The organism is Acinetobacter sp. GFQ9D191M, assembly GCF_011174875.1.
Taxonomy (GTDB): Bacteria; Pseudomonadota; Gammaproteobacteria; order Pseudomonadales; family Moraxellaceae; genus Acinetobacter.
Window position 1 is genome coordinate 113,733 of sequence record NZ_JAALGV010000016.1, and the last position, 12,050, is coordinate 125,782.

Consider the following 12,050-nt stretch of genomic DNA (forward strand, 5'->3'; position numbering starts at 1 on the left):
ACTGTCCAGAGGAAAGGAACAGCTAAAAGCGATTGGGGACGCTTTTGGCTGATCTAACAATAACTAAAAAAAGGAACCCGGGTGTTAGCGTCCTGAGTTCCTATAAAGCGAAAATAATAATAGGTGTTTGAGATTAAGCACCTGGGATGTGGGGATTCCAGGTGCTTCTTTTTTTACTGACCAGAACGGATGATGTAATCAAAGGCAGATAATGATGCTTTGGCACCTTCACCAGTCGCGATGATGATCTGTTTGTAAGGAACAGTGGTACAGTCACCTGCAGCAAACACACCTTTCACATTGGTTTCGTTGCGTTCGTTAATCACAATCTCGCCACGGTTAGTTAGCTCAACATCAGTTCCTTTCAGGAAGTCGGTGTTTGGCAACAAACCGATCTGAACGAAGATCCCTGCAAGTTCTACTGTGTGCTCTTCATCAGTGGCACGGTCTTTGTATTTCAACGCTGTGACTTGTGAACCATCACCGATGACTTCGGTAGAAAGTGCATTTTTGATCACAGTGGTGTTTGGCAAGCTATTCAGTTTGTCCTGCAATACCTGGTCTGCACGAAGTTTGGTGTCAAATTCAACCAGCGTTACATGCTCAACAATCCCTGCAAGGTCGATCGCAGCTTCCACACCCGAGTTACCACCACCGATGACTGCAACACGTTTACCTTTGAACAGTGGACCATCACAGTGTGGGCAGTACGCTACACCACGGGTTTTGTATTCTGCCTCACCTGGAACATTCATCTCTCTCCAGCGTGCACCGGTAGACAGAATCACGGTTTTAGATTCAAGTTTGGCACCATTCTCTAAAGTCACTTCTACCAGACCATTGGCTGTGCGATCTGCGCCTTTGATGTCAGACACGCGTTGCAGGTTCATGATATCAACACCGTATTCACGCACATGTGCTTCCATCTCCGCAGCAAATTTCGGACCTTGGGTTTTTTGCACTGAGGTATAGTTTTCAATGTCCATGGTATCCATCACCTGACCGCCCATGCGTTCAGCCACGATCCCAGTTTTGATGCCTTTACGTGCTGCATAGATCGCTGCAGTATTCCCTGCAGGTCCACCACCGATGACAAGGACATCAAATGCGTCTTTGGCATTGAGTTTTTCCACGTCTTTGGCTGCGGCATTGGTATCCAGTTTGGCAATGATTTCTTCCAGTGTCATACGACCCTGACCGATATGTTCATTGTCCTGGAAGACCATTGGTACGGCCATGATTTTGCGTTCTTCCACTTCGTCCTGAAAGAAAGCACCATCGATCATGGTTGCTGTTGTACCCGGGTTATAGATGGCAATCAGGTTCAATGCCTGAACGACATCCGGACAGTTATGACAGCTGAGTGATACGAATACATCAAAGTCAGATTTGATCCCCAAACCTTTAATTGATTCCAGAACTTCGGCAGAGACTTTTGGTGCATAGCCTGAAGTTTGTAACAATGCCAGAATCAGGGAAGTAAACTCATGACCCATCGGCAAGCCTGCAAAGAACACACGAGGCTGTTCACCGGCTTTTGCCACACCAAAGCTTGGTGCACGTTTGTTGGTACCGCCAAAACGGGCAGTCACTAAATCAGAAAGTTGCGCGATTTCCTCAACCAGTTCTTTGATTTTGGCTGATTTGTCAGAGCCATCCAGAGTTGCCACTAATTCAATCGGGCCTTCCAAACGTTCAAGTAGTGTTTTTAATTGAGCTGAAGTATTTTGATCTAACATTGCTAACGTCTCCAAGGGAGTAAATATTTATTCGATGAAGCTATATTAAGTGAATAACAAAAATAGGTAAAACAGTTTGTTTTTATCCTAATGATCGTTTTTATAGATCAAAAACCATCTCCTCATTTTATTTTTTATTATCGCTAGAATTTATGCCTTTTATCCCAAAGAAACCGAATATAGGTTGGAAAATAAAAATGCTCCTTTTAAAGGAGCATTTTTAAGTTTAGAAGATTCGCTGTTCAATACGTAGCGAACGCCCCTTAATTGAATTAGCTAGTACAAATATGATTAAGCTAAGCAAGGCAAATAAGATGGCAATGCCAATAATGATGACATTGGTAATCTTGCTGACTTGTTCGGCTTGCTGGGCTTGACGATCTACACTTTGTGCCACAGGCGTTAGACTTTTGCCATAGACCTGTTGCTGCATGGTCCAGATCTGTTCCGGTTTAAATCCGTATTGTTCAAACTTGTTATCCTGCCGCTCTGCTTCAACTACTTGTGCGACATAAGGTCTGGCTGCGGATAGATCCACAGGCTTATGCAAGAGTGCAGTTTGGGCAAGTAAATAAGATTTCACCGGTGAAGCAATATCGGAATCAACCAGATAACGAGCCACTTCACTATCATTGATATTACTATCGTAATAGACCACTTGCTGATAAGCGTCTTCACGGTCATTTCTCAGGTCATATTGCCAATAAGTCAGTCCTGACCAGATCACGATAAAGGAAATCAGCCAGCCTACAAACTTCAATATGAAAGACTGAAAGCGCACATAGAAGAAGCGAAACTTCTTCAGCAATCCAACCAGAAAAAATGCACCAATAAAAGAGGCAAAGATTTTCAGAATCAGCCAGCCAAACCAGCTTAATAGAGCAAAGAAATAATCCGGACTATCCCCAATACTGGCCAGATTAGCATCGACACTGACTGGTAAATGCAGCTGTTGAAGCTGAGTACTCAGGCCAAAAAAGCCATAAACCATTTCCTGCTGAAAGAATAGACCTATCACGGATGCAATACAGACCGTAGAGGTGGTCAGTCCCAAAAGCATCAAATTACGTTGACGCTTTTTGAGTGCGACGACCCCTTGCTTGATTTCCTGAGGATTTACAGCATATTCATCTAAGGGCGGCAATCTCCACTCCTTTTTTTAGATCTTGGCCCTACTGCATTTAGTTGGGTTTAGATCCACTGGTACTTGATTCAATCACCAAATGATTCAGATTATCTTGTAAGGCTCTTAAACGTACCGTTGCTTCAGTACGTTTCTGTACACCTTCTTTCTGGATCTGAATCACATCATTAACAGTTTTAATGAGGGTATTTTGCACATGTTCAAGCGTTTCAATATCAATAACAGAACGCTGGTTGGCTTTTGCCGTATCGACCGAGTTTTGATGCAATAAATCTGCATTACGGCGTAAAAGCTCATTGGTCGCATCATCAATGGTATTGGCCAGCTGTACGCTGTTCTTCTGTTCATTCAGTGAAATGGCCAGACTGATCTGGTTTTTCCATGCTGGCAATGTGATATTTTTAATGGCATAGAATTTATCCACCAGCATCAGGTTATTGGACTGAATAATCCGGATCATAGGCAAAGTCTGCATCGCAGATTGCTGCAATACCTGTAAATCACTGATGCGTTTTTCCAGATTATTGGCTAGATGATTTAGGTCATAGATTTTTTGCGTGGTGCTCTGATCTTGTGGCAAAGCTGTAAGCACAGCAATTTCCTGCTGCAATTCCTGTTCACGTAAACGTCCAGCTGCAATATGAATACCCAGCTGCTTGTATTCTTCCTGCACCCCATCGAACATTTTATCCAGGGTATCAACGCGGGCTTTTAATCCAGATTGTGAAGTTTCAATTTCCTTGACCAGTACATCAATCTGTTCTTTAGTGGTATTGAAATGCGAGTCAAAATTATCTTTCACGCCCTTAAATTTGCTGATGATATTGCCCAGAAATCCTGAACTTTTTTTCTTGTTCAAGATACTGCTGGTATTCAGTTGCTGTGCCACCTGCACCACCTGATTCAGCTTTTGACCGGTTGCATCCAGATCTTTATTTTGTACCAGATTCAGCAATTCATCGGTATAGCTTGAAGTTTTGGTGGCTATATTTTTGCCATATTCGGCCACACTATTATGACTCATATTCTGCAGTTCTTTACGTGCTGCCAAGACCCCCTGAAAATCGGCAGGCTGCAAGCCCAGCTCTTTGAGATCCATTTGCTGGAACTTCTGTTCAGTCAGTTCAGTTGAGCTTTCGACAGGTAAATTTACTACATCAGATTTGGTCATGTTTCACCTTATATTGTTATGTATTCGAGGGTTTCTCGAGTGACTTTTTTAACGTTTTAATCAAATTGTCCCGGCTATTATCAAGTTTTTCCAGATCACTTGTCGAGTGTTTCGTCTGGCTTTGTTTGACATGATATTGCCAGGCCGGAATCAGCACCTGTTGCGCTTCTTTAAACCGATCCAGTAGGCTATAAGACAGTTGCTGGGACAATTGCATCTGGGTAATGGCAATGTCATTACTGCTTTGCAAGGTTCTTAAGGTATGCACCTTTTTTGACAGCCGCTCAGAAAAATTATCCAGTGGATGCTGATTCCTGACAAACTGCGGATATTCAGATAAAAATTCTTCTGCTGCCACAATATGCTTGGCCATTTGCTCACGTAAACCGATCAGCTGCTGGAATCGCGATTGGGATTTCTGGATTTCAATTTGCAACTTACGGCTAAGGTGATCTGCCTGATCCAGTAAATAGTCCAGTTTTTTATAGTATTCAACCTGACTTGAGCCATAGTCCAGATCAATACCCAGCCATTTCTGCAAGGCATTAAATTTACGTTTTTTTAAATATTTTTTTGATTGAGCCAGCATGTGAATCAGCTGTTCAATCGTCTGGCTCAGTTGTTGGGTCAGATGGGGATCTACCCCATTTAATAGTACTGCCTGCGCCTGAATAAGTGAGTCCGCATAATGATTCAGCTTGTATTGATCGTGGAGTAAAGGCACAAGTTCGTTGCGCTTGATACTTAGAATCTCGCTCTGCTCTACTGCAATGTCTTGGATTGGAATCAAAACATCTATCTGTGACATGGCCCTTTAAACTCAATGAATTCGATTTTTATAGTACGTCTTTTCATTCAACATAACATGTAGCATTTTGCAAAGGAATGCTTCAAGCCATAGAATTTTCTTTATATACGTTGAAGATATTGTTGGAATTAAGTTTGGCCTACAGTCATTTCTTGTATGAATCATTTTGCTTCTAGCCTGCTGTTGCTCTATAACCTTTCCCATCAGCCTCAAATAGGCTAATAATCAACCAAATAAGGATAAGCACAATAAATGCCAAGTTAATTTATGGTCTTAATTAAGCTTTTTTTAAACTTAAGAATACTTATAAGGCATTATAAAACATAAATAATTCTCGAATTTTAAGCATGAATTATTTATGATCAAGATCAACAATAAAGTAGGTAACCTGAGAATAAAATGGAACGTTTTTTTCATAATACGATGTATGCCGCACGCTGGATCTTAGCTCCTGTCTATTTTGGTTTATCATTCGCTTTATTATTGCTGGCTTTAAAATTCTTTCAGGAAGTGATTCATGTCCTGCCGCATATCTTTGAATATACTGAAGCTGACCTGATCTTGGTAATTCTCTCCCTGGTTGATATGACCATGGTTGGTGGACTTATTGTGATGGTGATGTTTTCAGGTTATGAAAATTTTGTTTCACAACTCAAAATCGATGAAAATAAAACCCGCCTGAACTGGCTCGGCACTATGGATGCCAATTCGCTTAAACTCAAAGTTGCGGCTTCCATCGTAGCTATTTCTTCGATTCATTTACTGCGTATTTTTATGGATGCCCGCAACGTCGAGAATGACAAAATCATGTGGTACATCATTATGCATCTGACTTTTGTGATTTCTGCATTTATTATGGGTTATCTGGATAAACTCACAAAGCATTAAAACATGGATATTAAAAAGCCCCGATTATAGGGGCCTTTTTATATTGGCGAATTAACTAAAAAATTATAGATAGTCACCTTCTCGTTCCGGCTGATACAGCACTTTTTCAATCGTGACTTTCATCAACTGACCATCAGGTTGTGGCCATTCAATGGTCTGTCCTTCTGCCAAGCCCAAGATTGCAGTTCCAATCGGTGCTACGACATTCACTTGCCCTTTTTCACCTTTAAACTCATGCGGGTAGACTAAGGTGATTTCTACAGGCTCCGTTGATGGTGCAATCGTCAGCAATGCACGCGCATGCATGGTCACCACATTGCTTGGCATGTCCTCTGGCTTGACCACTTCAGCACGAGCCAGTTCATCTTCCAGTTGAAGCATGGTCTCACTGAGCTTGTCTTGATTTTCAAGCATGGTTTCGAGACGCTCCACATCCTGTTCAGATAAAATAATTTTTGGTTTAGCCATTCTTACTACCTTGTTTAATGAATGATTGAATAGTCTTTAAAAAGCGAATGAATCTAGGTTCTAAGTGGTTAATCAGATTAAATTAAGTTCAAATATAAAAAATCTATTTTTAGCTGCTAAAAAAATTGTGTCTTAACTCAACTTATAAAGCTGTTTTTCAAAGAATGTAACCAGTTTTAGAAAAACTCAATACTCTTTTCGAAATCAGATTTATAGGATCTGTATTTCTCAACTTTGTTTTATAAAAGGATAAGTATTTTCTATATAGGATTGATTAAGCTTTGATCTTATCTTCCCTTTTAACTCATCGTAAAAGCTAGCAGCAGAAGATGAGTCAGAAAAAATATCACCCAATAAAAAAGCCCCCTTGAGGGGGCTTTTCTCAAGTTAGGCTTATTTTGCGTAAACAGGGAATTTAGCACAAACAGCAGCAACTTTTTCTTTAACCGCAGCGATCACAGCTTCATCGCCTTTAGCATCAAGGATATCAGCGATCCAACCAGCAAGTTCACGAACTTCTGATTCACCGAAACCACGAGTCGTTACAGCAGGTGTACCGATACGGATACCTGAAGTCACGAATGGAGAACGTGGATCATTTGGTACAGAGTTTTTGTTCACAGTGATGTGTGCAGCACCCAACCAAGCGTCAGCATCTTTACCAGTGATGTCTTGTTTGATCAGAGACAACAAGAACAGGTGGTTTTTAGTGCCGCCAGATACAACATCGTAACCGCGTTCGATTAGAACTTCAGCCATTGCTTGAGCATTCTTAACCACTTGTTGTTGGTATGCTTTGTATTCAGGTGCCATTGCTTCTTTGAAGCAGATTGCTTTAGCAGCAACCGCGTGAACCAGAGGACCACCTTGGTTACCCGGGAATACAGCTGATTGAAGTTTTTTCTCGATTTCTTCGTTCGCTTTTGCAAGGATCAGGCCTGAACGTGGACCACGAAGAGTTTTGTGAGTAGTCGTTGTTGTTACGTCAGCAATTTGAACTGGGCTTGGGTAAACGCCAGCAGCAACCAGACCAGCAACGTGAGCCATATCTACAAACAGGTAAGCACCAACTTTATCCGCGATGTCACGGAAACGTTGCCAATCTACGATTTGGCTGTATGCAGAGAAACCAGCTACGATCATACGTGGTTTGTGTTCTACAGCTAGACGTTCAACTTCTTCATAATCGATCTCACCAGTTTCTGGATTCAGACCGTATTGAATTGCATTATAAGTTTTACCTGAGAAGCTTACTTTCGCACCGTGAGTCAAGTGACCACCGTGAGCCAAGCTCATACCCAATACTGTGTCGCCTGGGTTAAGCAGCGCTAAATAAACTGCAGAGTTTGCTTGAGAACCAGCATGTGGCTGAACGTTAGCATAATCAGCACCAAATAATTCTTTAGCACGGTCAATTGCCAATTGTTCAATGACATCTACATATTCACAACCGCCATAGTAGCGTTTGCCTGGGTAGCCTTCTGCATATTTGTTAGTGAGTTTTGATCCTTGAGCTTCCATTACTGCTGGTGAGCAATAGTTTTCAGAAGCGATCAACTCGATGTGCGCTTCTTGGCGAGCATCTTCGTTAGAGATTGCTTGAGCGATTTCTGGATCAAATTCAGCAATAGAGATATTGGCAAACATTAGCGAGGTCCTATTAAATTAGGGCTTTTAAGCCGTGCTAAGATTGGCGCGTATTGTAACATGAACTTTGCCAATTTCGATCATGAACTTTATTCAGTTTGCAATAAAAATAGCTCATGCTTAAAAAAACATGAGCTATAGAGATAAAAATAAGTTATTGAATTGGCATTAGAGATTTTACATCTGAAATAATATTAGCGATATTCAGTGCATAGACGCTACCATGATCCCATGAACCGTCCGTAATATATCGTACCGAGGTTTGTTTCTGATTCGCTAAGCTCACTAAAACATCTGTTGCAGCCTTTGGAACAGTAGAATCCGCCTCTCCCTGATAAATAATCACAGGTGTAGACACTTTAACCTGTAAAGGCTGAGAGTCTTTATCCAGGAAATTCTTCACTACTGGAATACTCATAAAATTAGCTTGAGTACGCGGATATTCTTCCAGATTCCCATTGGTTTGGGTATAAGCTCCCATTGCCGTACCGAATTTGTTGCCTAATACATCATAACAATCTGTTTCGGCATTCTTGGCAATCTCGTCTGTTGGTCTTTTAAAGACCTGAATATATTGCAGATTTGGATTCGGATTACGCAATCCCGCGACGATCAGCGCGGTAAAAGTATCTAAAGAGGCTAGAGTTTGAATCTTTTTATTCAGATCTGGTTCTTGTCCAGCTTGAGCCTCACCACCTGCCAGAATCAGACTGAAATTAGAAGCAGGTGCTAAAGCTACCGTACCTTTATAAGTCATTTGAGAAGCACGTGCTGCATATTGGGCAGCGCCTAAAGCCGCTTGACCACCTTGAGAATGACCGACAGCCATCCATTGATTAGAGGCTTCCGAACCTAAATATTCTTTTGCTGCGACGACAGCATCGGTAATGGAATAGGCTTCACTCTTAAGATTAAGGAAAGGATGAAGTTCTTTTCCACCCGGCTCACCCAAACCTTCATAATCAGGCGCAACGACCACATATCCCGCTTGAAGGAATCCGGCAATCATATTTTTGATATAAGAATTTATTTCATTGCGACTTGGTGCACACTGATCGGCCACACCCGTCGTACCATGTGCCCATGCCACTATCGGCCAACCTTTTGCAGGAGGCGTTCCTTTTGGAGTGAAAAGCAGTGCCGTCGCTTGGGTTTCCTTATTATTAATACCCAACATCTTATAGGTCATGACCACACTTTCATCAGCAACAGCAGTCAGATCTGTTTTGGTATAAGCTACAGGTGTGGTTACGACCGGATTGTCGATATTATTCACGGGAATAGCGGGTTTGGATTCATAATAACGATCATCATCGCTATCATTACAGGCAGTTAAAGCTACGCTTAGCGCGAGTAGAGAACCAGTCAATACATGACGTTTCATCGATCTTATCCTTGTCTTAATTATTATCTCTCATAATTTTTATAGTTTTATCTTTATCAGTTGATAAAACTAGACAATAATTTCCCAAGTTATTTCATTAAATACAAGAGATTATTTTGTTATTTTTCTAATAAATAGCGATTTAATTTATGACCATTCCAACACGATAAATTTAAGTTTTGGAAATATTTACAGAAACTTTGAAAACTTTTATTTATAAGTGTAGATTACAAATATTCTATATCAGTCAAAAAGTCTGCAATTAAAGTTGAAATCCGGCATTTCAATTGTCAGGATCGAAACAATAATGTTAGATTTTGATATCCACTTTTTTTCAGGCATATTTTCTTCATGCAGGCTATCATTCTCGATACTGAAACCCATACCTTGAATGGTCAACCCATTGAAATTGCCTATGCGCCTGTAGAGATCATAGACCATAAAATCAGTCTGGATAAAAGTCGCTTGTTTGATCAGCTTTATTCATGCGACGAACCGATTTCCTTTGCCGCAATGGCCGTACATCATATTCTGCAGTCCGATTTGGAAGGACAACCGCATTACAGCAGCTTTGAACTCCCGCAAGAAACCACTTATATCATTGGCCATAATATTGATTATGATATTCGTGCCTTAGAAAAATGTGGCGTCGATTCATCGAATATTAAAGCAATTTGTACCCTTGCCCTCGCCCGCCGTGTTTGGCCAGAGGCTGAAGCACATAATATCTCTGCATTAATCTATATGATTACCAAAGGCAGCGAGCGCGCCCGAGAAATGATCCGTAAAGCCCATCGCGCCGATATGGATATCATTTTGACAGCAAATATCCTGATGCATATTGTGCATCACCTGAAAATCAGCAGTATTGAAGAACTCTATGAAGCATCTGAAGATGCGCGTATTCCACGTACCATCAATTTCGGTAAGCACCGTGGTACTGCGATTGCCGAACTTCCTGCTGACTATGTTCAGTGGCTCCTTCGTCAGGAGGACTTAGATCCTTATCTACGCAAAGCATTGGAAAATACCGCGATCCTTACGCTGTAAATTAAATTTTTTCGTCCCTCTCTAAATATTGAGAGGGATTTTTAACTAATCATGTTTTGTTTTATTCAGCAAGTGAAATAAAGTATTTTATAGATGACTATCTTAGTCTTTAAAGCTCTTAACTAATCGATATTCAGAATAAAAATAGATACAAATCAATATTAATTTATTGATTTTTAATAATTTAATATTTAATCACTTCTTGCATCTAGCTGTTCTTATACTTTAGCGTGATAGAACACCCCCTCTAAACAGGTGCATATAGGAAATAATATAAATTAATCCTCTTTCTTCCCATGCAATATTATCTCGAATTCGATGCCTTTGATAATCCCATGCAGCTCAGTAAAGTGGGCAATTGGGTAATCACTTTTTTGAGTCCAGCTGAAGAATTGGACACTATACAACTTGCGATTACTTATGTACTGCCCCGCCAGATCAGTGACGCATTACAGCCACGACGGGTATTAATTCAAAAGAGTTCAATCGAACATCATTGGCTAATTCAAACCATTGAATGTTTTGACAGCGCGACCAATCAGGAAGTACATATTAGGCCTGCAGATGAACTCGGACAGCAAACACTTCATCAGATTCTGGACGAGTTTGACCGTTATGATGTAAATGTCACATTAAAAGTTTTCTGAAATAATGCTTTTCTCAGAGCGTATTTTTGAAGAAGTTCATTTAGATCATCTATGTAGATAGCTTGATGCTATATAACATAAAAAATTAAGAAACTGAGAAATGATAGGAATTTATCCAATCTCTTTGAATTAAATTTATCAGTTTTTATTCTGCATCAAACTATTTATAAAGAAGCTGAACTAAGATATCAAAATCAAGCTCATCATTGGATGAGCTATATCTTTTTTTAAGGGTCGCAAAGCAGCATAATGAATCCCGGATCCTTATTTAGGTTCTAAAACACGATAGATACAGTCGGTCTGCTCACTGGCAAATAACAGTTCAATCGTTGGCCGGATAATTTCATCATCCACGACAATATATTCGACTTGCTGTTCCAAACGCTGGGACGGATCACTATGCTGAGCGCCAGCACGTAGTAATGCTTTTACATTCAGAATTTTGCCATACTGGTTTTTGACTTGCACTTCAATTAAATCTTTTGTCATCGTCATACCTCCCTTTATTGGCATTATTAAATTTGCTTGTCTGAATTCTTATAACATAGTTATTTGAAAGGCTTTCAAACGAATATGTAAGATTTTTTAGCGAACACCTTTTATTGACTATATATAGTCGCTAATGAAGAATATGCTATACAAATAAAAGAGTCGAAATGATTAACAACTCTCGCTTAAAATTTAGCATTAAAAAGCCCGCATCGCTGCGGGCTCTGTGTTGGATGGCTAGTGCTAGATTTATTGCCTGAACCTAAGTTCGAGCTCAACTAACTGTCATTGATCCGTCCAACTTATTGGTAGCGTCGTTTCGTTTTATGACCTACCATGAGTTCAATATAGCAGGATTTTTTTTTTACCAACAATACGCTTTTACACTTCTAAAAGAAGACTTATACAATATTTAAATTGTGCTTTTTCAAAAGCAGATTAGAATATTTTGGCTGGATTAATAGAGCACTATAAACAACTCTATTCTTTTCGATCTCCACATCCTATCTATTTAAATTTCAATAAAATATTCTTTATTTATGTGAAAAATGAATAATTTCATCTAAATACAATTTCAAGTCTTAAGTAAAAGAGTTTGAACCGTACCGGGTTTGT

Annotated in this window: 12 protein-coding genes; 3 read left to right on the forward strand and 9 right to left on the reverse strand. The window is 40.2% G+C overall.

Going from position 1 to position 12,050, the window contains the following annotated elements:
- Positions 1-173: 173 nt before the first annotated feature.
- The 4 genes from ahpF to G5T77_RS03010 form a co-directional block, all read right to left on the reverse strand.
- On the reverse strand, positions 174-1,739 hold the full coding sequence (gene ahpF / locus G5T77_RS02995) for an alkyl hydroperoxide reductase subunit F (RefSeq protein WP_166135987.1): 1,566 nt from the start codon (positions 1,737-1,739) through the stop codon (positions 174-176).
- A gap of 226 nt (positions 1,740-1,965) precedes the next feature.
- Positions 1,966-2,883, reverse strand: coding sequence for a hypothetical protein (locus G5T77_RS03000; protein ID WP_166135984.1), 918 nt, complete (start codon positions 2,881-2,883; stop codon positions 1,966-1,968).
- Between the two features lie 37 nt (positions 2,884-2,920).
- The gene (locus tag G5T77_RS03005; protein WP_166135981.1) at positions 2,921-4,054 is read right to left on the reverse strand and encodes a toxic anion resistance protein; all 1,134 of its coding nucleotides are present in this window, start codon (positions 4,052-4,054) and stop codon (positions 2,921-2,923) included.
- A 16-nt stretch (positions 4,055-4,070) separates the two neighbouring features.
- Positions 4,071-4,862, reverse strand: a complete 792-nt coding sequence (locus G5T77_RS03010; RefSeq protein ID WP_166135978.1) for a tellurium resistance protein — start codon at positions 4,860-4,862, stop codon at positions 4,071-4,073.
- A gap of 399 nt (positions 4,863-5,261) precedes the next feature.
- Between G5T77_RS03010 and G5T77_RS03015 the strand changes: the two genes are divergently transcribed.
- Positions 5,262-5,750, forward strand: a complete 489-nt coding sequence (locus G5T77_RS03015) for a TIGR00645 family protein (protein ID WP_005236522.1) — start codon at positions 5,262-5,264, stop codon at positions 5,748-5,750.
- Between the two features lie 63 nt (positions 5,751-5,813).
- On the opposite strand, the gene rnk is transcribed toward G5T77_RS03015, so the two are convergent.
- The 3 genes from rnk to G5T77_RS03030 all read right to left on the reverse strand — a co-directional run bounded on the left by rnk (position 5,814) and on the right by G5T77_RS03030 (position 9,249).
- Complete coding sequence (gene rnk / locus G5T77_RS03020; protein WP_034171243.1) at positions 5,814-6,218, reverse strand: nucleoside diphosphate kinase regulator; 405 nt, start codon at positions 6,216-6,218, stop codon at positions 5,814-5,816.
- Positions 6,219-6,611: 393 nt separating this feature from the next.
- Positions 6,612-7,865: a serine hydroxymethyltransferase gene (gene glyA / locus G5T77_RS03025; RefSeq protein ID WP_004784306.1), complete on the reverse strand. Its 1,254-nt coding sequence runs from the start codon at positions 7,863-7,865 to the stop codon at positions 6,612-6,614.
- 154 nt (positions 7,866-8,019) lie between these two features.
- Positions 8,020-9,249 carry an alpha/beta fold hydrolase gene (locus G5T77_RS03030; protein ID WP_166135975.1) on the reverse strand — a complete coding sequence of 410 codons (1,230 nt, stop codon included), beginning with the start codon at positions 9,247-9,249 and terminating at the stop codon, positions 8,020-8,022.
- Positions 9,250-9,600: 351 nt separating this feature from the next.
- Between G5T77_RS03030 and G5T77_RS03035 the strand changes: the two genes are divergently transcribed.
- Complete coding sequence (locus G5T77_RS03035) at positions 9,601-10,299, forward strand: exonuclease domain-containing protein (protein ID WP_166135972.1); 699 nt, start codon at positions 9,601-9,603, stop codon at positions 10,297-10,299.
- Positions 10,300-10,577: 278 nt separating this feature from the next.
- On the opposite strand, the gene G5T77_RS17425 is transcribed toward G5T77_RS03035, so the two are convergent.
- On the reverse strand, positions 10,578-10,706 hold the full coding sequence (locus G5T77_RS17425; RefSeq protein WP_354667255.1) for a hypothetical protein: 129 nt from the start codon (positions 10,704-10,706) through the stop codon (positions 10,578-10,580).
- On the opposite strand from G5T77_RS17425, the gene G5T77_RS03040 reads away from it, so the two are divergent.
- Positions 10,650-10,946: a hypothetical protein gene (locus G5T77_RS03040; RefSeq protein WP_354667256.1), complete on the forward strand. Its 297-nt coding sequence runs from the start codon at positions 10,650-10,652 to the stop codon at positions 10,944-10,946. The genes G5T77_RS17425 and G5T77_RS03040 overlap by 57 nt on opposite strands.
- 264 nt (positions 10,947-11,210) lie before the next feature.
- On the opposite strand, the gene G5T77_RS03045 is transcribed toward G5T77_RS03040, so the two are convergent.
- A complete protein-coding gene (locus G5T77_RS03045; protein ID WP_159124508.1) occupies positions 11,211-11,435 on the reverse strand; it encodes a hypothetical protein in 225 nt (74 codons plus the stop codon).
- Between the last annotated feature and the right edge of the window lie 615 nt (positions 11,436-12,050).